Here is a 24,817-nt window from a genome sequence, read left to right as displayed (position 1 = left end):
CATGTCCGGCGCCGAGACCACATCCGACCTCGGCACGTCCGCGCTGGCGGATCCCGACCACCTGCTGCGTACCCGCGGCGTCACCAGCACGGTGGACGCGTTCATCGTCGGCTGCGTGTTCTCGCGCGACGGCAGCCTCGCCGGCTTTGCCACCGGTGAGGGCGAGCTGCACCTGGCGCCACGCACGACCAGCTCCGCGGCCGACTGGCGTCTGGTGCCGGTGCATGACGGTGCCGTGCTGAGCCTGGCTGCCGACATCGGACCCCAGGGCTTCCTCACCGGCGGCGACGACAACCGGTTGTGCCGGACCAGCGGCGACGGAGTGGTCATCGAGCTCGCCACCGGCCGGCGATGGGTCGAGCACGTGGCGAGCTTCGCCGACGACAAGCCCGGCCAGGCGAAACGACGTGGCGATAACGAGGCTCCGCGTGGGCTGATCGCGTCTGCCGTGGGCAAGCTCGTGGAGCTGCGTGACGGCAGCGGCCAGCTGCTGAAAACGCTCACGCACGAGAGCACGGTGTCCGGCATCGCATTCGATGCCAAGGGCAAGCGCATCGCGACCTCGCATTACAACGGTGCCTCGCTCTGGTTCGCCGCATCCAAGAGCGACTCGGCGCGGGTGCTTACCTGGAAGGGCAGCCATATCGGCGTGGCGCTGCATCCCGACGGCGAGGCGCTGGTCACCGCGATGCAGGAGAACGAGCTGCATGGCTGGCGGCTGTCGGACGGCCACAACATGCGCATGAGTGGCTATCCGCAAAAAACCCAGTCGTTCAGCTTCTCGCGCAACGGCAAGTGGCTGGCGACCAGTGGTGCCGAGGCGGTCGTGCTGTGGCCGTTCTTCGGCGGCGGCCCGATGGGCAAGCCGCCGACCGAGCTGGCAGGCGTGCCGGACAGCGTCTGCACCCGGGTCGTATTCCATCCGCAGCACGAGATCGTCGCGGCCGGATTCGCCGACGGCACCGTGCTGATGTCCGACGTCGGCAGCCGTCGTGTGCTGCCGGTGTGCGGCGCCGGGCATGGATCCGTCTCGGCGCTGTCGTTCAGCAGCGACGGCAGCGCCCTGGCCTTCGGCACCACAACCGGGCGTATGGCCGTGGTGGATATCGCCGCCCGGTCCTGAGCACCGTTCGGCGCTCCCGGTGTTGAGGGTTCGCTTCCTATAACAAAATCAATGGGTATCGGCCGGCGGACGAAGCAATCCGGGTGCACTGTATCAATATTGAGATAAGTCGCAGATTTAAGGAATAAGTTATTCTTCAGATCGTTTGTTAGGAAGCTGGAACCTTTGTTGTCCTTCGAGCAACAATGTTGACGGTGCTCTTTCTAGAGCCGTCAGGAAGACGGTCGGAGCCAGAAGCACCTCAACATGAGGGATATGAATTATGACGCTCATTCAATCTAAGGACAGCTACATTCCCCAGGCCCCGGCCTCCTCTTCGGCCTGGCCGCATTTTGCCCCGGCCGACGTTGGCCCGTCCGAGCTGCTGGCCACCGGCTTTGAGACGCTGGACGTCGTCATCGACACCAAGCGCCGCACGCTGTGGAATTTCATGCGCCCGCGCGACGGCTTTGTCTGCTTCACCCCGCAGCTCCTCCGCGACATGAAGTCGCTGCACCAGATGATCCCCAACCTGCATGAGATGACCCGTCGCGGCGGTGGCGACCCGGTCCAGTATGTGGTCACGGCGTCGCGCATTCCCGGCATCTACAACCTGGGTGGCGACCTGACCCTGTTCGCCGAAAAGATCCGGAGCGGCAACCGGCTGGCGATGCAGTCCTATGCCCACGCCTGCACCGACCTGATCTACAGCAACTCGACCTCGTTCGGCGTCCCGGTCGTGACGATCGGCCTGATCCAGGGCGATGCGCTCGGTGGCGGCTTCGAGTGTGCGCTGGCCCACGACGTCATCATCGCCGAGCGCAGCGCCAAGATCGGCCTGCCGGAAATCCTGTTCAACCTGTTCCCCGGCATGGGCGCCTACAGCTTCCTGTCGCGTCGCCTCGACTGCGTGCGGGCCGAGAAGATGATCCTGAGCGGACGGATCTATACCGCCGAGGAGCTCTTCGAGATGGGCGTGGTGGACGTCCTGGCAGAAGACGGCGAGGGCGAATATGCGACCGCCCGCTACATCGAGAGCAACGCGCGCAAGCACAACGCGCACACCGCCGTCTATCAGGCGCGCCGGCGGGTGAAGCCGATCTCCGAGCAGGAACTGCGTGACGTCGTCGATATCTGGGTCGAGGCGGCTCTCAACCTCACCGCTGCTGACCTGCGCAAGATGGACCGCCTGGCTGCAGCCCAGAAGAAGCGGGTGGCCAACGCATCGGGCGCGCTCTCGCAGATGGCCGCGGAGTAGATCGCTCCGCAGTGCCATCCACACACGGGCCTGCGGCGAACAGCACACCGACCGGTGCGCCGCGGTCGCCTACCGTCTCAATCGCCGCCTCCGATAAGCGGGAGCCCGGCGCGGTCGTCATGGCGGGGTACCGCCGTGCGGACTCGCGCCAGCTCGATCTGGAAGCGCTGGGCCAGTCTCAGGCCCCGCGTCGTCAACTCGGCCGGCAGCACATCCCGGCACTGGCCGCACATGTCGTGGATGATCCGTGCTCCGACATTGGCCGCCGCACTGCGCAGGGCGTGCGCCTCCGAGCGGTACGTGAGGAGGTCGTTGCCCTCGGCCGCCTCCAGCAGATGCCCGATGACATCCTCGGCATCCTTCACGAAGCCGTTCAGCATCTCGCTCGCGAAGTCCGAGCCACCGAGCGCATGCAGGTCGGCCACGACCTGTCGATCGAGCGCCGGAAGCGCCGCACGAAAATAGGGATGCGAGTCGATGCTCGACACCGTTGCCGCGGGGGCCTGGATGTCCGGTCGCGACCGCGGGGCCGCCAGGTGAGGCAGCAGCTGTTCGATGCGTGCGATCAGCGCGGTCGGGGTGACCGGCTTGGTGATGCAATCGACCATCCCTGCTTCGAGGCATCGACGTGCCATGTCCGGGGTTGCATCCGCCGTTAGCGCCACGATCGGCACCGGCTTGTCGCCCATCGACAGCACGCGGTATTCCTCCGCCGCCTCGAGGCCGCTCATGACCGGCATGTTGACGTCAAGCAGCGCCAGGTCGAAATGCCGGTCGACCAGCGCCACTACCGCGTCCTCGCCATTCTGCACGACATGCACATCGTGGCCGGCGCGTTCGAGGATCTTGGTGACCAGCCGCTGGTTGGTCGCGTTGTCCTCGGCGACAAGGATCTGCAACCGTCGCCCGGGGACAGGCAGGACCTCCTCGACGTCCGGGGAGGCGCCCGTCATCAGCGTGCAGATGCGCAAGGCGGCAAGCAGGTCCTGGCTCGTGCAATCCTGGCCGACCGAAGTGGTGATGTGTCGACGCAGCTGCAGCGCCTCGCCGGCGAGCATCCCGTCGATGATCAGCAGCCGCGGAATGTCTCCTGCGTGGTCGAGCATCGTCAGCAACGGGACGATGACGTCGAAATTCGCCGTCGGTGACGACCCTTCCAGGATCAGGATCGGCCGCGGCGCGCCATTGGTGCCGGGGTTGCGGAGAAGGGCTGCGAGTTCTGTCGGAGTCGTCGCCACGTCCGTCGGGATCGACAGCGCAGCGAGGGGGGGTGGCAGCCCTGTACGCTTGCCCAGCGAGAAAAAGACGATCCGCTGGCGACCCGAGGACAACAGGCGGCTGACCGGCAATGCTTCAATCGGCGGGGTTTCGCATTCCAGGCTGAAGGAGAACACGCTGCCCTCGCCGACCGTGCTGGTGACCCCGATCGTGCCGCCGAGCAGCAGGACCAGGCGCTTGACGATCGCCAGGCCGAGGCCGGTGCCACCGAAGCGGTCGAGGATCGTGCTGTCGGCCTGGGTGAAACTGTCGAAGATGCGGCCGATCGCGTCGGCCTCGATGCCGATGCCGGTATCCATGATGTCGAAGGTGAGGACGGTCCGACCGGAGGCGGCACGACCTGCCCCGACCGAGACCGTGATGCCGCCGGAATCGGTGAACTTGAGCGCGTTGCTGATCAGGTTCAGCAGGATCTCGTGCAGGTGCCGGGCGTCGGTGAGGACCTTCGCCGGCACGTCGCTCGCGATGTGGATGAAGATCCGCAGCCCTTTTGCGCGAGCCTGCGGCGCCATCAAGGTCCGGAGGTCGGCCAGGATGCTGCCGACATCGACCGGCGCGTTGCGGACCGGCATCTGCTCGGCCTCGATCTGCATAAAATCGAGGATGCCGGTCAGCAGCGAGGTCAGGATGTCGGCGCCGATATGCAGCTTGTGGACGAGCTCGTTCTGCTCCGAATCGAGAGGCGTATCCCGCAGCAGGGCAGCGCTGCCGACGATCGCGTTCAATGGCGTCCGGACGCTGTGGCTGACGCTGGCCAGGAACATGCTCTTCGCGCGGTTGCCGGCCTCGGCCTGAAGTCGTGCAGCCGAAAGCTTGCGGATCAAGGTGCCGCCATAGGCAGGGACGATGATCAGCCCGACGAAGAGACCCCCGGATATGTATCTCTGGTTCAGCCAGAACGGTGTCGTCAGGCAGACCAGACCGAAGCCGAGCAGTGCGGCGGCCATGGCGATGAACAGGAAGCGCAGGCCAAAACGGAACCCGTTGCCCAGGATCACCCAGAGATAGAGCGGGTAGAATGCCGAGGTGGGGGCGCCGCCCACATGCATCTCGAACGAGATCATCGAGAAGTCGCCCACGAGCGCCACCGCCGCCCGCACCCGGTTCGCTTCCGGGTAGCGGCGGATGTGCAGGAAGAGGAGACCCGAGAACGCGAAGTAGCCGACGATGTAGAGCAGCCCGACATGCAGGTTGGGCGACCTGACGGCGGTCATGTAGATGCCGGTCACAAGGCAGAACACGAACCGGTTGAGGCTCATCTCCAGCTCGGAGCGCGCCATCGCCGTCCCTGAGACCCCGTCCAGGGATGCCGCAGCCCGCAGCCGTGCACCGCTGGCCTGCTGTTCCGGCAGGCGGTCCAGCCGGCGCATCTGCATCGACCGGAGGCTAGGCATCGCCGGAGGCTGTCTCGGAACGGAGCAGGTCGAGCAGCGCCGCGAGCGGCAGCGGATAGCTGAAATGGAACCCCTGGATCTGGTCGCAGCCGACGCCGGCGAGGTGGGTCAGCTGCTCGACCGTTTCCACACCCTCGGCGACCACGGTCATGTTCAGGTCGTGCGCCATGCCGATGATGCCCTTCACGATGGCCGCATCGTTCAGGTCGGTGTGCAGGTCGCGGATGAAGGACTGGTCGATCTTGACCCGGTTGACCGGAAAGCTCTTCACGTAGTTGAGCGAGGAGTAGCCGACGCCGAAATCGTCGATCGCGACGCTGACACCCAGCTGGCGCAGTCCCTTCAGGGCTTGCGCCGCCGCATCCAGGTCATCCACCAGGTCCCGCTCGGTGAGCTCGAGTTCCAGCAGTGACGGATCGAGCCGGCTGTCGAGAAGCACCCGGGTGATCATCTCCCGCGTCCCGGCGACGCCGATCCGGACCGGCGACAGGTTCACCGCGACCGGGATCGGCGCCCGGTCCGGATGCTGCCATTGCACCGCGTCCGTGCAGGCCCGCTGCAGGACCCAGTCGTCGATCTCGGCGCTGAGGGTGCTCTCTTCCGCCCCGGGCAGGAACTCGTTCGGGCCCAGCAGGCCGCTGGTCGGGTGGTTCCAGCGCAGCAGCGCCTCGACACCGGCGACGCGTCCGGTCCGCAGGCTCATCTGCGGCTGGTAGTACAGCACGAACTCGTCCCGACGGAGCGCCAGGCGGAGCTCCTGCTTGATCCGCAGCGTCCGGATGACGCGCTCGTTCATGTCGGTCACGAAGAAGCGGTAGCTGTTCCGGCCCTCCATCTTGGCCTGGTACATCGCCAGGTCGGCGTTGCGCAGCAGCTCCTCGGCGTCGATCCCGTCGGTCGGCGAGATCGTGATGCCGATGCTGCCGCTGATCGAGACCTCCTGGCCGCCATGCATCAGCGGCCGGCTGATCCGCTCGATCACCTGCACCGCCAGGGCTGCCGCCTCGTCCGGGTGATCGATCTGGGTCTGCAGGATCGCGAACTCGTCGCCACCGATCCTGGCCACGGTGTCGTGCTTGCCGACGCAGTCGATGAGGTGGGCGGCCACCGATTTCAGGAGCATGTCGCCGAGGTGGTGGCCCATCTGGTCGTTCACCTCCTTGAACCGGTCGAGGTCGAGGAAGTGCAGCGCGATGATCCGATCGGCGGTCCGCCCGCGGGCAAGCCGATGCTGCAGGCGTTCGCGCAGCAGCACCCGGTTGGGCAGGTCGGTCAGCCCGTCATGGCTTGCCACGTGTTGCAGATGCCGCTCGGCGCGCTTGCGGTCGGTGATGTCGAGCGAGGTGGTCAGCACGCTGCCGACCTCGCCGGCGCCGTTGCGCAACGGCGATTTCGTGGTCAGCAGGATCCGTGATCGCCCACGCTGGTCCAGCACCTCCTGCTCGAACGATTGCAGCGGCTTGCCGCTCTTGAACACCAGCAGGTCGAGCGACCGGCTGCGCTGCTCGTATTCGCTTCCGAAGGCGGAGACCGGCGCGCCCGGACTGTGCGGCGCGGTTTCCGGCGTCTCAGCGACATCGCCAGGGTCGCCATCGGTGAGCGCCGATTGGGATGCGTTGATGAAGACGATGTTGCCGTCGTGATCCGCGGCACTGATGAAGGCGGGCACCGTATCGATGACCTGGGCCAGCGCCTCGCGGTTGTCGCGCAGGAGCTGCTGCCGGGAGAGCTCGCTGTTCTTGAGCTCGAGCTCGAGATCGCGGGCGCGGGCCTCGATGATGCGGTGCTGCCGGTGCATGCGCAGCAGGTTGCGACCGCGGGTGATGAACTCCGCATGGTCCACCGGACTCTGCAGGAAGTCGGTGGCGCCGGCCTCCAGCGCCTGCAGGCGAAACGACCTGTCATCATACGCGGTGATGACCACGATCGGCACGTCCGCGCAGCCTGGGCAGGCCCGGAAACGCCGGGTGAATTCGGCCCCGTCCAGGTGGGGCATCTTGAAGTCGGTGATGACCAGATCCGGGGCTGTCGCCGGCAGGCGATGCAGGGCCAGCAGCGGATCGTCGAAGGTGACGACTTCGGCGCAGGTTTCCAGGGACGCCGCCAGCCGCGCGTAGATGTTCCGGTTGGTGAGACGATCGTCAAGAATTGCGATCAGAGACATGGTGTCTGGGGCATCCGGGAGCGTTCCCCTCATCATGGGCCAAACAAGGCGTGAAGTGTCTGCTTCTATGGAGTTTCCGTCGTGATTTACAGGCAGCTGAGCGCTCGATGGAGAGGTTGCTCGCCGCCATACCTGTTCCAACTGTCTCCTACCGCATTCCCGCCCCCTCGTGAACACCGATGTTCCTATTATGTTCTTGATGAAGATCTCGTTAAGGACGATAGTCGGGCCGTTCGATAACGCGACGGGTCGGAGTGTTCGAATGTTGCAACAGGCAGGTTTCGGGTCGGCTCCGCCTGTGAGGCGCGGTCGTGGCGTTTCCGGCAACGTCGGCAACCGCTTCGAGCGATTCGATACCGAACCGTTCGACGATGGCTGGGCGACCATCCTGGAGGAGCAGCTGGCGCCGGCCGCCATTGCCACGACCCTGACCCGCGACCGCAGCCGCAGCGCGCTTTCCTGGAACGACAGCCCCGACCTGGGCTTCGACCGTTCGGTCAATCCGTATCGCGGCTGCGAGCATGGCTGCGTCTATTGCTATGCGCGGCCGAGCCACAGCTACCTGGGCTATTCACCCGGGCTCGATTTCGAGACGCGGCTGACCTTCAAGCCGGAGATCGCCCAGATCCTGGAGCGCGAGCTACGGCGGCCCGGCTACACGGCCAAGCCGGTGACGCTCGGTTCGAACACCGACCCCTACCAGCCGGTCGACCGCACGCTTGCCCTGACCCGCCAGGTGCTCGAGGTGCTGGAGCGGTTCGGTCATCCGCTGAGCATCGTCACCAAGTCGGCGGGCGTGATCCGCGACATCGACATCCTGGGCCGCATGGCGGCGCGCGGCCTGGTGCGGGTGTGGCTCTCGATCACTACGCTCGACCCGGTCCTGGCGCGCCGGATGGAACCTCGCGCGGCGACCCCGGAGCGTCGGCTCGCGGCTGTCACCCAGCTCTCGGCGGCCGGGATTCCGGCGGGCGTGCTGGCGGCGCCGATGATCCCCGGCCTCAACGATGCCGAGCTCGAGCGCATTCTGGCCGCCGCCTCGACGGCCGGGGCCGCCCACGCACGCTACGTGCTGCTGCGGCTGCCGCTCGAACTCCGGCAGATGTTCGAGACCTGGCTGCAGCAGCATTATCCGGCGCGGGCGAAACACGTGCTGAACCTGATCCGGGAGACCCGCGAGGGGCAGCTGAACGACAGCCGGTTCGGCGAGCGCTTCCGTGGCACCGGACCCTACGCGGACCTGCTGTCGCAGCGGTTCAGGCAAGCCGCCCTGCGGAACGGACTGACCGAGGGCGGCCCGCTGGTGACAACCCACTTCGCGCAGCCGGACGTGCTGTCACCGGGCGACGCGGCGCCGGACCGGTTCAGGCGCGGCTCCACCAGCCGGCCCGACAATGGCGCGCAGCTCGCCCTGTTCTGAACCGGGCCAGCCCGGCTACACCACGTGCTCGGGCGCCAGCTTGCAGGTATGGCCATCCTCGCCGGTCTCGACCTGGAAGGTGGCGTGGCCGATGCCGTGATCGCGGTCCAGCGCCGCCGCGGCTGCACGCAGCATGGCGTCATCGGCGGGCAGGCCGGGCCGGATCAGGTGGGCGGTGAGTGCGGTCTCGGTGGTGCTCATGCCCCAGATATGCAGGTCGTGCAGGTCGACCACCCCAGGCAACGCACGCAGATCGCGCTCGACCGCGGCCCGATCGATCCCCGCGGGCACCCCGTCCAGCGCCAGGTCGAGCGACTGGCGCAGCAACGACCAGGTGCCCAGCACGATGACCAGGCTGACCACCAGGCTGATCGCCGGGTCGATCCTGAGCCAGCCGGTCTCGATGATCAGGAACCCGGCAACGACCACGGCGGCGGCGGTGGCGGCGTCCGAGGCCATGTGCAGGAAGGCGCCGCGCAGGTTCAGGTCGTTCTTCGCACCCGACATGAAGAGCAGCGCGGTGATGCCGTTCACCAGGATGCCTACGGCCGCCACGATCATTACGATCGATCCCGCCACGGGGGCCGGATCAACCAGGCGGCGGATCGCTTCCCAGGCGATGCCGCCGGTCACCACCAGCAGGACGATCGCGTTGAACAGCGCCGACAGGATCGAGGACCGGCGCAGGCCATAGGTGAAGCGGGCGCTGGGTACGCGACGCCCGAGCCATGACGCGAGCCAGGCGGCCGCGAGCCCCAGCACGTCGCCGAGATTGTGTCCGGCGTCGGCGAGCAGCGCCAGCGATCCGGCGATCACGCCATACGCCGCCTCGCCGCCGACATAGGCGAGGTTCAGGGCGATGCCGACGGCGAACGCCAGCCCGAAACTCGCCGGCGCGTGATGATGCCCGCCTGACCCGTGCGAATGGCCGTGCGCGTGGCCATGACCGTGCGAGTGCCCATGCGCATGGTCGTGGTGATGACCATCGTGATGGCCGGGCTCATGCGCGTGATCATCCATCCGAAATGCCCATCTGCTTGTCCAACGCCTGCCGGATGCCGATGCTAGAGGGTATGCGGGCGCGCGTCAGTGTTGTCCGCCCGGACATGCCGTGTCACCAGGGCCACCATGTTGCGATTGACCGACTTCAAGCTGCCGCTCGATCACGCCCCGGACGCGTTCGCACCCGCCATCGCCGCCCGCCTGGCGATCCCGCAGGCGGACGTCCTGGGGCACCGGGTCTTCCGTCGCGGCTACGATGCCCGCAAGCGCGTCGCGGTCAGCCTCGTGTACACGCTCGACGTGGAGGTTCGCGACGAGGCGGCGGTGCTCGCCCGGCATGCCGACGACAGCCACGTGCAACCGACCCCGGACATGACCTACCGGTTCGTGACCGATGACGGCCCGGTGCTCGCGGCACGCACCGATTTCACGCGGCCACTGGTGATCGGCGCCGGTCCGTGCGGGCTGCTGGCCGGGCTGATCCTGGCGCAGATGGGCCTGCGTCCGATCATCCTCGAGCGCGGCCGCCTGGTCCGCGAGCGCACCGTCGACACCTTCGCACTGTGGCGCAAGTCGGAGCTGACACCGGAGAGCAACGTGCAGTTCGGCGAGGGCGGGGCCGGCACGTTCTCCGACGGCAAGCTGTACAGCCAGGTCGCCGACCGGCAGCATTACGGCCGCAAGGTGCTGCACGAGTTCGTCCGCGCCGGCGCGCCGGAGGAGATCCTCACGGTCTCGAAGCCGCATGTCGGCACCTTCCGCCTGGTCAGCATGGTGGAGAGTATCCGGGCGCAGATCGAGCAGCTCGGCGGCGAGTACCGGTTCCGCAGCCGGGTGGTGTCGTTCGCGATCGGGCGCGGGCCGGGGGGCGGGCGTCGTATCGAAGGCGTGACGCTCGCCGATGGCAGCCAGATCGCGGCGACGCATGTGGTGCTCGCGGTTGGCCATAGTGCGCGCGACAGCTTCGAGGCGCTGCACCAGGCGGGGGTGTCGATGCTGGCCAAGCCGCTCTCGATCGGCGTGCGCATCGAGCATCCGCAATCGCTGATCGACCGGGCGCGCTTCGGCGAGCATGCCGGGCACCCGCTGCTGGGTGCCGCCGACTACAAGCTGGTGCATCACGCCGCCAACGGCCGCGGCGTGTACAGCTTCTGCATGTGCCCGGGCGGCACGGTGGTGGCGGCGACCTCCGAGGTGGGGCGCGTCGTCACCAACGGCATGAGCCAGTACTCGCGCGCCGAGCGGAACGCCAATGCCGGCATCGTGGTCGGGCTGACCCCGGAGGATTTCGCCCCCTACGGCGACGGTGTGCTGGCCGGCATGGCGTTCCAGCGGCATTGGGAGAGCCTGGCGTTCCAGGCCGGCGGCGGTGACTACCGGGCGCCGGCCCAGCTGGTCGGCGACATGCTCGCGGGCCGCGCCTCCACGGAGCTTGGCGCGGTCGTGCCCTCCTACACCCCCGGGGTGACGCCGACCGACATGGCGGCCTGCCTGCCGGACTACGCGATCACCGCGATCCGCGAGGCGTTGCCGCAGTTCGGACGGCAGATCCGCGGCTTCGACATGGCGGATGCGGTGATGACCGGCGTCGAGACCCGGACCTCCTCGCCGATCCGCATCAGCCGTGGCGCCGACATGCAGAGCCTGAACACGCGCGGCCTTTATCCGGCGGGTGAGGGTGCGGGCTACGCCGGCGGCATCATGACCGCCGGCATGGACGGCATCCGGGCCGCCGAAGCCCTGGCGCTGGACATGACCGGTGGTCGCAACCTGCGGGATGTGGCGGCCTGAAGTTCAGTCGGCGGCACAAAGATACAGATCGGCAAGCAGGCCGATAGCTGTTTGATCCGACCATGTTATGTCTAGGCTGTTGACAATCCTGATCGAGATCGGGGGTTGAAAGGTGCTGGTCCGGCCTGCTTCGGCATCTTCGATAATGTGCGCAGTCTGCCTGATGGGGCACGCTTATGCGGCGTCGACATCGTCAGGCGAAGCAGCCCGGTCGTTCTCGAAGCCAATCGACACTAACCTTGATCAACAGCAGGAGCAGATCACCGTCTGGGGCCACCGCCGAAAATTCGCTGCGGCTCCAACGCCTGATGCACAGATCCTGGAGCCGGGGAACACGGGCAGTCTCGGCTTTGGCACTCAGGTCGGTGTGGCCCGCATAGAACGCGGCCCAATAGACGGAGCCATTTCGGACGGAGTGGCCGCAGTCGTCGCGATTCCTTTAGCCGGGGTAAAAGGCCTCGACTTCACTGTCTCGCTAGCCGGAACACGTGACGGCCTGTCTTCCACTGGAACAACTGCCGCCGCCGCGGTGGTCGCAGGCCTCCGCCTGAAGTTCTAGACGGTCAAGCCTCGCTGGCGGCCAAGACATCGAGCCGGGTGATCACCGCCGGCCGCACCAGCAGGTCGTTCGAGCGCTTCATGAGCAACGCGGCCCCCTCGCCGGACAGATGCGCTCGGCGACCGGACTCGTTTGGGAATGTCTCGAAGATCTCGAATACCCGGCGGCTCAGTCGGGTGGCATACCAGGGGCGTGTGCCCGGTTCCTGCTGCACATGGCCCAGGATCTCGAGCACCAGTTCCTCCACCTCGGCCTCGCGGCCCTTGCGGGCTTCCAGACGGATATGCAGCGCCTTCGCCGGGCTGCGACCCTTGCGGCCGATCGTGCGGGCTGGGCGGTGCGACGAGCCGCCGAACACGCTCGACACCAGGAACCCGACCGTCGCCAGCACCGCGCCTGTGAGCACCGGATGCAGCCGCGCCTCGGTGTAGAGGCTGATCTTCTGCACGAAGCCGTCGTAGTTGCCGCGCTCCGACAGCGCCTCCGAGGGCACATCCAACACGCTCTTGTCGCGGTCTCGGCGCGGCATGCGGCCGCTCGGAGTGCCCGGGATGACGGTCGCCTCTATCAGCCGGTCGGTCAGGCCCGGCGCCAGGTGCCCGAGCGCTGCAACCAATCGCCCACCACCACCGACGAACACGTCACGCACCGGCTTTTCGGCGCTATGCAGGATCGCCCGTGCCACTGCATCCGGCGCATAGACCGGCGGCACGTGGTGCGGTTCAGAATCCAGGTAGTTGCGCGCATTGATCGTGAACGGCGTGTCGATCTGGCCTGGCTTGATCAGGGTGACCGACACCGGTGCACCCTCGTCCTCGAGCTCCATCCGGAGCGCTTCGGTGAAGCCCTTGATGGCGTGCTTGGACGCGCAATACATGCCCTGCAGCGGCACCGACCGCTCGGACACCTCGCTGCCGAGATTGATGATCGCGCCGCCGCCCAGCTTCAGGTGCTTCAGCGCTTCGCGCGAGCCATACACGACGCCCCAGAAGTTGGTCTCGAACAGCCGTCGCATGTCTGCGGTGGAGACATCTTCGGTGCGGCCATACAGGCCAACGCCGGCGTTGTTCACCCAGCTATCGATGCGTCCGTATGTCGCCAACGCCTGCTCGGCGATCGCCCGCACATCCTCTTCCAGGGAGACGTCTGCGACCACCGCGATCGCCTGGCCGCCCTCGCGGACGATCTCCTCGGCAAGCTGCTTCAGGGCGCCGGCGCTGCGGGCAGCGAGCACCACGCTGGCTCCGCGTCGGGCGGCGATCCGGGCGGTCGTGAGACCGATGCCCGAGGTGGCGCCGGTGATGACCAGAACCTGCTCGTCGAGCGGCTTCAGCGTGATGCTCATCGACATGAAGCCTATTCGGCTTCCTCGAAGGTGACGGCAACATCGGCATTGGCCGACAGCCGCACCGTGCCGTCCTCGATCTCGGCGACCAGCGCGGTCGCGATGAAGTGGTGATGCTGGTCCGAGGAGTCCTGCTTCGTCAGCTTGATGCGGTCGCCCTGGACATGATCCACGGTCCCCACATGCACGCCGTCGGCGCCGATGACTTCGGCATGTTCCTTGATCAGGCTGAAATCGACCATTCGTCCGTGCTCCTGTTGCAGCTGATGGGACAGCAACGTCGCACGGATCGTTTCAGGGTGCCGGTTCCAATCGTTCGTCGATCACGGTCACGTGTGCGGACTAACGTGTCTCCGAGAGCTGGGTCGGCCGCGCCCTGCTGTTCTCGTCGTGATCCACCAGGCTGATCGGGTAGTCGCCGGTGAAGCAGGCGTCGCAGTAGTGCGGCATCCCGGGATCGCGACCCTCGGGGCGGCCGAGTGCGCGGTAGAGCCCGTCCAGCGAGATGAAGGCCAGGCTGTCGGCGCCGATCAGCCGGGCCATCTCGTCGGTGTCGTGGTTGGCGGCCAGCAGCTTGCCGCGCTCCGGCGTATCGATGCCGTAGAAGCAGGAATGCGTGGTCGGCGGCGACGAGATCCGCATGTGCACCTCGGCGGCTCCGGCGGCGCGCACCATCTCGACGATCTTGCGGCTAGTGGTGCCGCGAACGATCGAGTCGTCGACCAGGATCACCCGCTTGCCCTCGATCACGGCGCGGTTCGCCGAGTGCTTCAGCTTCACGCCCAGGTTGCGGATCTGGTCGGTCGGCTCGATGAAGGTGCGGCCGACATAGTGGTTGCGGATGATGCCGAGCTCGAACGGAATGCCGCTCGCCGCCGCGAAACCGATCGCCGACGGCACGCCGGAGTCCGGCACCGGCACGATCACGTCGGCGTCGATGGAGCTCTCGCGGGCCAGCTCCAGCCCGATCCGCTTGCGCGCCTCGTACACGCCGTGGCCGTCCAACACCGAGTCCGGGCGGGCGAAATAGATGTACTCGAACACGCAGAACCGACCCGCGTGGTTGCCGAACGGCCGGATGCTGCGCACGCCGTCATCGTTGATGATGACGATCTCGCCCGGCTCCACGTCGCGCACGAACTCCGCGCCGACGATGTCCAGCGCGCAGCTCTCGCTGGCCAGCACCCAGGCCGGCTTCTGGTCGCGGCCGTTCTCCGGCGGCTGGTCGATGCGGCCCAGGATCAGCGGCCGCACGCCGAGCGGATCGCGCACCCCGATCAGCGCCTCCTGGCTCAGCACCACCAGCGAGTAGGCGCCGATCACCTGCTTAAGCGCGTCGGTCAGCCGGTCGGTGACGGACGAGTACAGGCTGATCGCGATCAGGTGGATGAACACCTCGCTGTCGGTGGTCGACTGGAAGATGCAGCCGCGGCGGACCAGCGCGCGGCGCAGGTTGGTGGCGTTGGTCAGGTTGCCGTTATGGCCGACCGCCAGGCCGCCGAACTCGAACTCGGCATAGAGCGGCTGCACGTTGCGGATGATGGTGGCGCCGGTGGTGGCGTAGCGGTTGTGGCCGACCGCGGCGTGGCCGGGCAGGGCGCCGATGATGCGCGCGTCGCCGAACACGTCGCCGACCAGGCCCAGGCCCTTGTGGGTGTGGAAGCGCGCACCGTCGACTTGGGCGGTCTTGTCGAACGAGACGATGCCGGTGGCTTCCTGGCCGCGATGCTGCAGCGCGTGCAGCCCGAGTGCGGTCATGGCGCCGGCATCGTGGGCGTTCCAGATGCCGAACACGCCGCATTCCTCGTGCGGCTTGTCGTCGTCATGCGGGCCGAGCGGGGCCGCGTCCATGAACGCCGTGTCCGAATGGGAGTCGGACTGGCCAAACGGATCGGTCATGGCGGGCGTCTCCTGCCGGCGGTGCGGCGTGCTGAGCTCAGGTGGCATGGTCTTCCCCGGCGGTCCCGTCGATGGGCAGCGGGCCTGTGGGTAGTGGGCCGAGGTTGGGCCGGAACTTGTCCGGCAGTCGGGCAGCCACGAACACGGCGCCCGCATGAACATAGGGCAGGCTGCGGCTGTCGCGCAGGAATACCGGCCATTCCGAAACCGGCAGCAGCGGCACCGCCACCAGATAGGCGATCACCAGGACCGCCGCACCGCGGATCAGGCCGAATCCGAAGCCTACCAGCCGGTCGAGTCCGCCCAGCAGCGAGCCGCGTACCAGGCTGCCGAGTGCCGCTGCCACCAGCAGGAAGGCGATCAGCAGCACCGCGAACACCACCAGGAAGGCCACCGGATCGGCTACCGCGTCGTCGCCGATCAGCCGGCGCGACAACGGCAGCGCCTGCGGATAGAGCCGGGTCGCCAGCACCGCCGCGGCAATCCAGGCGCAGAGCCCGAGGATCTCGCGAGCACCGCCACGCATCAGCCCGATCAGGGCGGACAGCAGCAGGACCGCCAGCACGACGAGGTCCACCCAGTTCATCGAGACCGGGGCAGGCGCGCAAGAGCGGGGAGGAAGGTCGGGATCACGATGGCGGCTATATCGCCCCGACGCCGCCAGGACACCAGCCCCATCATGGCTGCTGCGCGCGACGGCATGACATCACGGGCATGATCAGGGCAGCTTGGTGCTGTCGACCTTCCAGGGCTTGAGCAGCCGGCGCGGGGTGCGACTCTGCGCCTGGTTGAGCTGCATCAGCAGGCTGCCGAGCTGCTCGCGCTTGTGCAGCTCGATCCAGATCTCGTCCGGAGTGAGGCCGCAGACCGCCCAGAGCTCGACCAACGTTTCGAGCACCGCGGCGCTGGAGCGCACCACCCCCTCATGCCGGCGGCCGAGTGTGTCGGCAATGCACTGCATCGCCTGGTCGCCCAGCTCCTGGGCCAATGCCCGGGTCGGAGCCGGGGCAATCGCACCAACCCTGGCCCAGAGAGCCGTGAAGATGGTCTCGGCCGTCGTGTGCTGCTCCATCCAGGCCTGGTCCCCCGTCCGCCGCGGCGAATCCGGCGACGATGGCGAGCCTACGGGATCGTTCCGCGTTCTGCGACCGGTCAGGCGGCCAGACGTGCAGGTGTTGATGGTTCGGGTCGGAGCCGTGCAGGCGTGAGGTCGGCCGCTACGGCGACATCGTCGAGATACAGCATGGTCGCCGCCAGGTGGATGTCGAGAAAGGTCTCGGGTCCGGCGCGTGGGAGGTCGAGCTCGGCGTTGCCGTCGGTCCAGCGCGCACCGTCCATGTCCCCGGTGTCGTCCCGGTGCCAGCCCTCCAGCTGGATGCCCCCGACCCACATGACCTGCTCGTCGAGGCCATCCCAGAGCACCAGCTTGTCGACCGACACGCCCAGCATCCGCCGGTCGTCGATGAACGGGCCGACCATCTCGGAGGGCGCTGCCGACCGCGAAAGCAGCCGCATCGGCTGGGCGCCGCGTGGGATGTGGAACATGTGGCGGTGCTCATCGTGCCAGCAGGCGGCGAGCTCGGCGCCGTCATCGAGCAGCAGCCGCAGGTCCGGCTGGCTGGTCTGGGCCGGCAGCTGCGGGCGCCGCGAGAAACCGGGACGCTGGGCGCGCTCGGAAAGCTTGTCCCAGATCGGCTCGACCAGCGCGCGGGTGACGGCCAACGGCGCCGCCCTTGCAGACATCGCGACCGCCGCGGCATCGCCCGTCGACGGTGCGAGGGAGGCCGTCCGACCGGTGTCCGGCGCGAACAGGCCGCGATTGCCGGTATCCAGGTAGCTCTCGGTGGTCAGGCCCTCGGACAGCAGGATGCCGTGGTTCGGCAGCTCGAGATGGAAGAAGTCGTAGTCGGGCATGTCGCGCTCGATCACGATCGACGTGCCGTTGACCAGCATGCGCGCCGGTATCAGCCCGGCCGGCGTGAGGATGCAGTGCTCGGCCGTGACCAGCAGGTCACGATGGGGAATGTGATCGGAGAATGCGCCTGCCTCGATCCGGACCGGAAAGGCCGCGTCCCGATTGCCGAATTCAGCCGCTCGCATCGATCGTCCGCCGGTCCAGGCAAGCTTTCTGCCGACCTGGGCGCCGTGTTCGATCACCGTGACCAGGTCGCCCGCCCGCAGGCTTTCCACCGTCCTCTCGCCGGCTGGCGTCGCGATCATCGTGCCGCGCAGGAAGCAGGTCGCGTAGCTGATCACCAGGTCGCCGGTGAAGGCGGAGTTGTTGCCGCCCTCGACCAGCGCCGATGCGCCGACGGTGAAGTTCGAGGCGGTGACGCCACTGCCCATGGCGCCGAGCTTGATGCTGTAGGTCGTGCCACCATTGACGTAGGTCAGCTGGCCGTTGCTGTAGCCGGTGATCGAGGCGGCGTGGTCGACGACACCGTTGAAGACGATCTGGTCGCCGGCGGCCTGGAAATTGTTGATCGTACCCAGTAACGCATTGTTAGGGGTGGATGTGTCGAGCACGAGCGTGTTGTCGATGCCGGCAAAGCTGATGCCGTTGGCAAACGTGGTGAGGAGGCCGGTCGAGCCGATCTCCAGCGTGCCGTAGCCTTCCTGCGCCGTGTAGCCCGGGCCGCCGTTCGACGACACAAGCTTGTTCACACCGCTCGAGTAGAACGTCGCTCCCGCTGCCACCACCGACGTGTCGCCGATGGTCAACATCGTGGTCGAGGGAGCAGCCCCGATCGGACCATTATATTCGACATGGCCGAAATAGCCGGCGTTGATCGTGCCGCCGCTGGTCTGGCCGTACAACGCGCCGAACACCACGTCGACGATGGTGCCGGTGCTGCCGAAGGCGGTGAATACGGAGCCGGGACTCGTCGGGAAAGCACCAGAGACATAATTGTACGTAAATTCGACGTTGCTGATCAGGTCCGCCATGGCAGTGCTGTCCTCCCGGGGAGGCGCACACCCATGTCGCGCCGTCAGGAAGCCATAGCGGCAGTCGTCCCACATACGCAACGAAAAACTAACGTCACGTTAGTGGCCTGTGTTGGCCTGGCGGTCCGGCAGCAACCTAGATCGCGAAGTACTTCGCCGACCGGTTGAAGATCACCAGGGCGCTGGTCGATTGCTCGGGATGCAGCTGCCAGCCATCCGACAGCGAAACCCCGACCCGGTCGGCACCGAGCAGACGCAGCAGCGGCTCCTGGTCCTCGAGCCGCGGGCAGGCGGGATAGCCGAACGAGTAGCGCGAGCCGCGGTAGCCCTGGGACAGCAGCTTGTCCATGTCGCGATCATCCTCGGCGGAGAAGCCGAGCTCGGCCCGCATCCGCTTGTGCGCATACTCGGCCATCGCCTCCGCCATCTCGACCGACAGCCCGTGCAGATACAGGTAGTCCTGGTAGCGGTTGGCCTCGAACCAGACGCGCGCCACGTCGGACGCCTTCTGGCCGACCGTCACCACCTGCAGCCCGATCACGTCGCGCACCTCGTCATCGACGTCGCGCACGAAATCGGCGATGCAGGCGCCGTCCTCGCGGGATTGCCGCGGCAGCGAGAAGCGGGTCGCCTCGGTAATGCCGTCCGGCTCGAACAGGATCAGGTCGTTGCCCTGGCCAGCCGCCTTCCAGTAGCCGTAGATCGCTTGCGGCTTCAGGATGTCCTGCTCGGCGCAGAGGGCGAGCATGCGCTTCATCACCGGGCGCAGCTCCTGCTTGGCCCAACCCAGGAACTCCTCGAGCGACCGCCCCTGCTTCCGGAAGCCCCACTGGAACTGGTACAGGCTGCGCTCATTGAGGAACGGGATCACCGCGTTCGGCGTCGCTTCCACCACGCGCGGTCCCCAGAATGGCGGCACCGGCACAGCGTGCTCGCCGCTCAAGCCCTGTCGTCGCTTCCGTGCCGCGTGCAGATCGACCGGCAGGAAGCCGCGGGTGTCCGCCACCTCGGGCACGCGCTTGTTGGTGCGGCCCTTGGAGCCCTGGCGCTTCGTCTGGATGGCGCCGAGATAATCGTCGAACTGGCCGGTGGCGACCTTGTCCATCAGCGACAGCCCGTCGAACGCGTCGCGTGCATAGGCGACGCGGCCGAGTCCGCCATCCTGCGAATAGGCGGCCGCACACTCCTCCTCGACATAGTTGCGGGTCAGTGCCGCGCCGCCGAGCAGCACCGGAACGTCCAGCCCCTGGCGCGCCATCTCCTCGAGATTCTCGCGCATCACCACGGTCGATTTCACCAGCAGCCCGGACATGCCGATCGCGTCCGCCTTGTGCTCGCGGACGGCCGCCAGCATGTCGGCGAGCGGCACCTTGATGCCGAGGTTCCAGACCCGGTAACCATTGTTGGTGAGGATGATGTCGACCAGGTTCTTGCCGATGTCGTGCACGTCGCCCTTCACCGTGGCCAGCACGATGGTGCCGCGCTGCTGGCCCTCGACGCGTTCCATGTGCGGCTCGAGATGCGCCACCGCCGCCTTCATCGTCTCGGCGGATTGCAGCACGAACGGCAGCTGCATCTTGCCCGCGCCGAACAGCTCGCCAACGGTCTTCATGCCGTCGAGCAGGATGGTGTTGATGATGTCCAGCGGCGGCATCCGGCCCATCGCTTCGTTGAGCTCGTCCTCCAGCCCTTTGCGGTCGCCGTCGACGATGCGGTCGCGCAGCCGGCCCTCCACGGTGTCGGCACGAACCTTCTTGACCGCGTCTGCCAGCTTGCGATCGGCAAAGATCTCGAGCAGCTTCTTCAGCGGGTCGTAACCCTCGCGCCTGCGATCGAAGATGAGATCGTCGGCGACCTGCGCTTCCTCGGGCGCGATCAGATGCAGCGGCCGGATCTTGCTGACATGCACGATCGCCCCGGACATGCCCGCGCGAACCGCATGATCGAGAAACACCGAGTTCAGCACGGCACGCGCCGCCGGGTTCAGACCGAACGAGATGTTGGACAGCCCGAGAATGATCTGGATGTCGGGGAACCGGTCGCGGATCAGCCGGATACCTTCCAACGTCCAGGCGCCGAGCTTGCGGTCGTCTTCGTTGCCCGTCGCCACCGTGAAGGTGAGCGGGTCGATCATCAGGTCCGACTGCGGCAGGCCGTGCTTGTCGCAGGCGAAGGCGACCAGGCGCTCGGCGATGCGCAGCTTGTCCTCCGGGGTTTTCGCCATGCCCACCTCGTCGATGGTGAGCGCGATCACCGCGGCGCCGAACTTGCGCGCCAGGATCAGGCGGTCGGTGGCGGCACCCTCGCCATCCTCGAAATTGATCGAGTTGATGATCGGCTTGCCGCCATGCAGCTTCAGCGCGCTCTCGATCACCGGGGTCTCGGTGCTGTCGATCACCAGCGGCGCGTTCACCGAGCTGGTGAAGCGGGTGATGACCTCGTCCATTTCGCGGATCTCGTTGCGGCCGACGAACGCCGTGCACACGTCGAGCGCGTTCGAGCCCTCGGATGCCTGTTCGCGCCCGACCGATACGCAGCCATCCCAGTCGCCGGCTTCCTGCAACTCACGCCACTTCTTCGATCCGTTGGCGTTGCAGCGCTCGCCGATCGAGAAATAGCTGTTCTCCTGGCGCAACGGCGTCTGGCTGTACAGGCTGGCCACCGACGGGATCCACACCGGCCGGCGCAACACCGGAGCCGGGCGGCGCACACTCCCCGCACGACGTCGCAGCATGGCGTCGAGCGCCTGGATGTGGCCGACATCGGTGCCGCAGCAGCCGCCGACCAGGTTGAGCCCGTCCTCCTCGATGAAGCGCTCGATCCAGCTCGCCATGTCGGCGGCACCCAGCGGGTAGTGCGTGGCGCCGTCGACCAGTTCGGGCAGGCCGGCATTGGGCTGCACCGACAGCAGGCCGGGCCAGTTGGCGGCGAGCCAGCGCACATGCTCCGACATCTCCTGCGGCCCGGTGGCGCAGTTCAGCCCGAGCAGGGGCACGTCGAGGGCGTGGATCGCGGTCGCGGCGGCGGCGATGTCCGGCCCGACCAGCAGGGTGCCGGTGGTCTCGACCGTCACCTGGACGAAGATCGGCGTGTCGGTGCCGGCCTCCAGGCGGGCCAGCTTGGCGCCGTTCACCGCCGCCTTGATCTGCAGCGTGTCCTGGCAGGTCTCGATCAGCAGCGCGTCGACGCCGCCGGCAATGAGCCCCCGGCACTGCTCGGCGAGGGCGGCCTCGAGCGGGTCGTAGGCGATGTTGCCGAGCGAGGGCAGCTTGGTGCCGGGCCCGATCGAGCCCACGACGTAGCGGTGGCGGCCGTCGGAGAAGCTGTCGGCGGCCTCGCGGGCGAGCTCACCGGCGATGCGGTTGATCTCGTGGGCGCGCTCGCCCAGGTCGAACTCGCCCAGCGTGACCGGCGAGCCGCCGAAGCTGTTGGTCTCGACCATGTCTGCGCCGGCCTCGAAGTAGCCGCGATGGATCTCGCGCACCAGGTCGGGTCGGGACAGGTTCAGCACCTCGGTGCAGTTCTCGCGGTCCCAGTAGTCGCGCTCGACATCGAGATCGAGCATCTGCACGCGTGATCCCATGCCGCCATCGCAGAGCAGCACCTGGTCGCGGAGCATGTCGAGAAGGTGCGGTCGAGCCATGGAAGTCCTGTCGGCGGGGCGGGTTTGTAGCTGTTAGGCGGGGAACGTGTAGATAGGGTTAAGACGCCGCTCACAAGACCAGGCGCCGATTCTTGGGGCGCCAAGACCGACATGCCGATTGGGACCTGAGCGGCGAAGGTCGCCAGTGAACATCGCGAAATCGCACGCTGACAGGATGCACATGATGTCGGTCGATGCCCGGATCCCGGTGCTGATCGTGCCGTGGCGCGGACCTGGGCCAGCCGCCCAGGTCGAGCCGGACGGCCGCGCCGTGCTGGTCATCGTCGCGCCGGACGAGGCCCGATCCGGTGGCACGTCCACCCCAGAACCTGGCTGGGCCGTCGAGCCCGGATGGGCGGCGGTCCGCCGGGTTGCGCCGAATGCATCGCCCGCCGTAATGTTCGTTCGCGAGCCCGGCCACGGCTCCGGGTGCGCCTGCTGCGTCGCCCGATCGCCCCTTGTCGAAACGCTGTCACAGCTGTTCCGGCAGCGGGCGCTGGGAGAGCTGCCGCTGTTCGCCAGGGTGCTGCTGGTCGTCCCGTTGACCTCGGCAGATGCGGTCTCTGCGTTGCTGATCAGCGACAGGTTGGTCGCCGGACGGTTCCGGCCGCTCGTCCCCAAGTAGAAAGTTGATCACTTTCGACGCCGCTACATGCTAGGGTTGTCTCGATTGGCCGCATCTGTGGCGCTTGCGCCTTCTGCCCGGGGAGGGTCCTGAACCCGGCGGCGTCCTGACGAAGGAGATCCTGTGGATCAACGCGACGACAACGCCGGTGACTTCGGCAACCCGCCGGAGAGCCTCGCTGCCGGGCCTGGTGCCAGGGCTCCTGAGCCGCTGGAGGTCCGCCTGCGCGCGGTCATGGCGGCCTCGAAGTATCACGGTGTCGAGCTCGACCTGAAAACCTTCAGGGCCGAGCCGAACGAGCCGTCGCCCTCGCCGGCGACGCTGGTACGCTGGCTGGATGACCAGGGCATGGTCGCCAAGGGCATGCACCTGAAGTGGCGCTACCTGGTCCGCATGTTCAACACGCCCCCGGTCGTGCTGATGTTCAAGGATGGCTCTGCTGGCCTGTTCATCTCGGCCGATTATGCCCGCGGCGTGGTCTGGCTGCGCGACCCGATGGGCGACGAGGGCGATCCGCTGGTGGCGGTTGACGAGCTGCGCCTGGCCCAGGTCTGGACCGGCGACGTACTGCTGGTGCGTCGCTCGCGCACCCAGGCGGAATCCGAGTCGCCGGTCGATATCCGCTGGCTGACCCGCGTTGTCATGCGCGAGAAGAAGTCGCTGCGCGACATCGCGCTGGCCTCGATGGTGCTCTCGGTGCTGACCATCCTGCCGGCGCTGATCATCATGCAGGTCATCAACAAGGTCATCGGCCAGCACTCCATGGCGACCTTGTTCTCGATCGTCATGATCATGATCACCATCACATTCTATGAGACTCTGCTCAGCTACGCGAGACGAGAACTCGTCCTGGTGATGAGTGCGCGCATCGACAGCCGCATCAGCATCCACGTGTTCAACCGGCTGCTTGCCTTGCCGCTGGAGTATTTCGAGCGTCAGCAGGCCGGTAACGTCATCGGCCGTGTGATGGCGATCTACCGGGTGCGCGACTTCATGACGGGTTCGCTGCTGCGGACCTTCCTCGACATGTTCACCCTCGTCATCATCCTGCCGTTCCTGTTCTTCCTGGACGCGACGCTGGCCTGGATGGTGCTGGCTGCCGCCGGTGCGATCGGCCTGATCGTGGTGATCTTCATGGGTCCGGTCAGCTACTACGTGGCCCGCGTGACCGGCGCCGAGATGGCCCGTGGCGCGGTGCTGTACGAGTCCATTGCCGGCATCCGGACGCTCAAGACGCTGGCGCTCGAGCCGGCGCGCAAGCAGGAGTGGGACGAGAAGACCGCCGAGGTCACCCGCTGGAAGCTCGCGGCCGGCCGCATGAGCAACTGGCCGCAGACCATCATCATGCCGATCGAGATGTTCATCACCCGGGGCATCATCCTGGTAGGTGCCTATCTCGCCTTGACCGACACCAGCGGCAGCACGGTCGGTGCCGGCGGCCTGGTCGCGTTCATGATGCTGGGTGGCCGGGTGGCGTCGCCGCTGGTGGGGTTTGCCCGCCTGCTGGAGGACTTCACCGAGGTGCGCTCGTCGCTCGAGCAGGTCGGATCGGTGCTGAACAACCCGACCGAGACCAAGGCGCTGACCACCGGCATGCGCCCGAAGATCGTCGGGGCGCTGTCCTTCATCGACGTGAACTTCGCCTATCCCGGCGCCACCACGAAGGCGCTGGACGGGGTCGATTTCCAGATCCCGGCCGGCACCAGCCTCGGCATCGTGGGCCGAAGCGGTTCGGGCAAGTCGACCCTCACGCGCCTGCTGCAGGGCGTCAGCCGGAACTACACCGGCTACCTGAAGCTCGACGGCATCGACATGCGCGAGATCAACCTCACGCATCTGCGCCGCTCGTTCGGCGTGGTGCTGCAGGACAACTTCCTGTTCCGCGGCACCATCCGCGACAACATCACCGCCGGCAGGCCTGGCCTGACCCTGGATGACGTGGTGGCGGCGGCACGCCTCGCCGGCGCGGAAGAGTTCATCGAGCGCATGCCGGCCGGCTACGAGACCTTCATCGAGGAAGGCTCGACCAACATCTCTGGTGGCCAGAAGCAGCGTCTGGCGATCGCCCGTGCACTGATCTCCGACCCGAAGCTGCTGATCCTGGACGAGGCGACGTCCGCCCTCGACCCGGAGAGCGAGGCGCTGGTGAACGCCAACCTGGCGCGGATCGCCAAGAACCGCACCATGGTCATCGTGTCGCACAGGCTGTCGTCGCTGGTGGATTGCGACCAGATCCTGGTCATGGAGCAGGGCAAGGTCGACGACATCGCGCCGCATAGCGTGCTGGTCGAGCGTTGCGCGATCTATCGCCAGCTCTGGCTGCAGCAGAACCGGCACATGAACCCTGACCGCAACACCGGTCCTGCACCGATGCTGGCCGAGGGAGACTGA

Annotated in this window: 16 protein-coding genes; 6 read left to right on the top strand and 10 right to left on the bottom strand. The window is 67.1% G+C overall.

The window, feature by feature from the left end; all coding sequences use genetic code 11:
• Window position 1: 1 nt before the first annotated feature.
• On the top strand, window positions 2–1,123 hold the full coding sequence (locus tag ACOEQ2_RS08085) for a WD40 repeat domain-containing protein (protein ID WP_419731169.1): 1,122 nt from the start codon (window positions 2–4) through the stop codon (window positions 1,121–1,123).
• Window positions 1,124–1,385: 262 nt separating this feature from the next.
• Window positions 1,386–2,360 (top strand): crotonase/enoyl-CoA hydratase family protein, encoded by a 975-nt coding sequence (locus ACOEQ2_RS08080; protein ID WP_419730857.1) that lies wholly within the window; start codon window positions 1,386–1,388, stop codon window positions 2,358–2,360.
• A gap of 77 nt (window positions 2,361–2,437) precedes the next feature.
• On the opposite strand, the gene ACOEQ2_RS08075 is transcribed toward ACOEQ2_RS08080, so the two are convergent.
• Window positions 2,438–5,032 carry a response regulator gene (locus ACOEQ2_RS08075; RefSeq protein ID WP_419730856.1) on the bottom strand — a complete coding sequence of 865 codons (2,595 nt, stop codon included), beginning with the start codon at window positions 5,030–5,032 and terminating at the stop codon, window positions 2,438–2,440.
• On the bottom strand, window positions 5,025–7,196 hold the full coding sequence (locus ACOEQ2_RS08070; RefSeq protein ID WP_419730855.1) for an EAL domain-containing protein: 2,172 nt from the start codon (window positions 7,194–7,196) through the stop codon (window positions 5,025–5,027). Before ACOEQ2_RS08070 ends, ACOEQ2_RS08075 begins: the two co-directional genes overlap by 8 nt.
• 262 nt (window positions 7,197–7,458) lie before the next feature.
• Here ACOEQ2_RS08070 and ACOEQ2_RS08065 point away from each other — a divergent pair, with 262 nt between their 5' ends.
• Complete coding sequence (locus tag ACOEQ2_RS08065) at window positions 7,459–8,616, top strand: PA0069 family radical SAM protein (RefSeq protein ID WP_419730854.1); 1,158 nt, start codon at window positions 7,459–7,461, stop codon at window positions 8,614–8,616.
• A 15-nt stretch (window positions 8,617–8,631) separates the two neighbouring features.
• On the opposite strand, the gene ACOEQ2_RS08060 is transcribed toward ACOEQ2_RS08065, so the two are convergent.
• On the bottom strand, window positions 8,632–9,636 hold the full coding sequence (locus ACOEQ2_RS08060; protein ID WP_419730853.1) for a cation diffusion facilitator family transporter: 1,005 nt from the start codon (window positions 9,634–9,636) through the stop codon (window positions 8,632–8,634).
• A gap of 108 nt (window positions 9,637–9,744) precedes the next feature.
• Between ACOEQ2_RS08060 and ACOEQ2_RS08055 the strand changes: the two genes are divergently transcribed.
• The gene (locus ACOEQ2_RS08055) at window positions 9,745–11,409 is read left to right on the top strand and encodes an NAD(P)/FAD-dependent oxidoreductase (RefSeq protein ID WP_419730852.1); all 1,665 of its coding nucleotides are present in this window, start codon (window positions 9,745–9,747) and stop codon (window positions 11,407–11,409) included.
• A 563-nt stretch (window positions 11,410–11,972) separates the two neighbouring features.
• On the opposite strand, the gene ACOEQ2_RS08050 is transcribed toward ACOEQ2_RS08055, so the two are convergent.
• The 7 genes from ACOEQ2_RS08050 to metH form a co-directional block, all read right to left on the bottom strand.
• Window positions 11,973–13,319, bottom strand: a complete 1,347-nt coding sequence (locus ACOEQ2_RS08050) for an SDR family oxidoreductase (RefSeq protein WP_419730851.1) — start codon at window positions 13,317–13,319, stop codon at window positions 11,973–11,975.
• Window positions 13,320–13,324: 5 nt separating this feature from the next.
• A complete protein-coding gene (locus tag ACOEQ2_RS08045; RefSeq protein ID WP_419730850.1) occupies window positions 13,325–13,555 on the bottom strand; it encodes a DUF2171 domain-containing protein in 231 nt (76 codons plus the stop codon).
• Between the two features lie 100 nt (window positions 13,556–13,655).
• Window positions 13,656–15,164, bottom strand: coding sequence for an amidophosphoribosyltransferase (gene purF, locus ACOEQ2_RS08040; protein WP_419731168.1), 1,509 nt, complete (start codon window positions 15,162–15,164; stop codon window positions 13,656–13,658).
• A gap of 85 nt (window positions 15,165–15,249) precedes the next feature.
• Window positions 15,250–15,798 (bottom strand): CvpA family protein, encoded by a 549-nt coding sequence (locus ACOEQ2_RS08035; protein ID WP_419730849.1) that lies wholly within the window; start codon window positions 15,796–15,798, stop codon window positions 15,250–15,252.
• Between the two features lie 132 nt (window positions 15,799–15,930).
• Window positions 15,931–16,284 (bottom strand): hypothetical protein, encoded by a 354-nt coding sequence (locus tag ACOEQ2_RS08030; protein ID WP_419730848.1) that lies wholly within the window; start codon window positions 16,282–16,284, stop codon window positions 15,931–15,933.
• 80 nt (window positions 16,285–16,364) lie between these two features.
• Window positions 16,365–18,158: a Hint domain-containing protein gene (locus tag ACOEQ2_RS08025; protein ID WP_419730847.1), complete on the bottom strand. Its 1,794-nt coding sequence runs from the start codon at window positions 18,156–18,158 to the stop codon at window positions 16,365–16,367.
• 136 nt (window positions 18,159–18,294) lie between these two features.
• Window positions 18,295–21,801 carry a methionine synthase gene (gene metH / locus ACOEQ2_RS08020; RefSeq protein ID WP_419730846.1) on the bottom strand — a complete coding sequence of 1,169 codons (3,507 nt, stop codon included), beginning with the start codon at window positions 21,799–21,801 and terminating at the stop codon, window positions 18,295–18,297.
• A 181-nt stretch (window positions 21,802–21,982) separates the two neighbouring features.
• On the opposite strand from metH, the gene ACOEQ2_RS08015 reads away from it, so the two are divergent.
• Together ACOEQ2_RS08015 and ACOEQ2_RS08010 are read left to right on the top strand one after the other, a co-directional pair.
• On the top strand, window positions 21,983–22,426 hold the full coding sequence (locus tag ACOEQ2_RS08015; RefSeq protein WP_419730845.1) for a hypothetical protein: 444 nt from the start codon (window positions 21,983–21,985) through the stop codon (window positions 22,424–22,426).
• Window positions 22,427–22,549: 123 nt separating this feature from the next.
• Complete coding sequence (locus tag ACOEQ2_RS08010; protein ID WP_419730844.1) at window positions 22,550–24,817, top strand: peptidase domain-containing ABC transporter; 2,268 nt, start codon at window positions 22,550–22,552, stop codon at window positions 24,815–24,817.

Source organism: Lichenicola sp., from assembly GCF_965198575.1.
In the GTDB taxonomy this organism is placed as follows: domain Bacteria; phylum Pseudomonadota; class Alphaproteobacteria; order Acetobacterales; family Acetobacteraceae; genus Lichenicola.
Note: the sequence above shows the minus strand (reverse complement) of the source record. Positions and strands in the feature narration are given on the sequence as shown.

Bases quoted from the DNA above. Each gene is read 5' to 3' on its own strand.
- metH (WP_419730846.1), bottom strand. From the start codon at position 21,801: ATGGCTCGACCGCACCTTCTCGACATGCTCCGCGACCAGGTGCTGCTC.
- ACOEQ2_RS08085 (WP_419731169.1), top strand. From the start codon at position 2: ATGTCCGGCGCCGAGACCACATCCGACCTCGGCACGTCCGCGCTGGCG.
- ACOEQ2_RS08030 (WP_419730848.1), bottom strand. From the start codon at position 16,284: ATGGAGCAGCACACGACGGCCGAGACCATCTTCACGGCTCTCTGGGCC.
- ACOEQ2_RS08055 (WP_419730852.1), top strand. From the start codon at position 9,745: ATGTTGCGATTGACCGACTTCAAGCTGCCGCTCGATCACGCCCCGGAC.
- ACOEQ2_RS08025 (WP_419730847.1), bottom strand. From the start codon at position 18,158: ATGGCGGACCTGATCAGCAACGTCGAATTTACGTACAATTATGTCTCT.
- ACOEQ2_RS08050 (WP_419730851.1), bottom strand. From the start codon at position 13,319: ATGTCGATGAGCATCACGCTGAAGCCGCTCGACGAGCAGGTTCTGGTC.
- ACOEQ2_RS08060 (WP_419730853.1), bottom strand. From the start codon at position 9,636: ATGGATGATCACGCGCATGAGCCCGGCCATCACGATGGTCATCACCAC.
- purF (WP_419731168.1), bottom strand. From the start codon at position 15,164: ATGGACGCGGCCCCGCTCGGCCCGCATGACGACGACAAGCCGCACGAG.
- ACOEQ2_RS08080 (WP_419730857.1), top strand. From the start codon at position 1,386: ATGACGCTCATTCAATCTAAGGACAGCTACATTCCCCAGGCCCCGGCC.
- ACOEQ2_RS08015 (WP_419730845.1), top strand. From the start codon at position 21,983: ATGATGTCGGTCGATGCCCGGATCCCGGTGCTGATCGTGCCGTGGCGC.
- ACOEQ2_RS08075 (WP_419730856.1), bottom strand. From the start codon at position 5,032: ATGCCTAGCCTCCGGTCGATGCAGATGCGCCGGCTGGACCGCCTGCCG.
- ACOEQ2_RS08065 (WP_419730854.1), top strand. From the start codon at position 7,459: ATGTTGCAACAGGCAGGTTTCGGGTCGGCTCCGCCTGTGAGGCGCGGT.
- ACOEQ2_RS08070 (WP_419730855.1), bottom strand. From the start codon at position 7,196: ATGTCTCTGATCGCAATTCTTGACGATCGTCTCACCAACCGGAACATC.
- ACOEQ2_RS08045 (WP_419730850.1), bottom strand. From the start codon at position 13,555: ATGGTCGATTTCAGCCTGATCAAGGAACATGCCGAAGTCATCGGCGCC.
- ACOEQ2_RS08035 (WP_419730849.1), bottom strand. From the start codon at position 15,798: ATGAACTGGGTGGACCTCGTCGTGCTGGCGGTCCTGCTGCTGTCCGCC.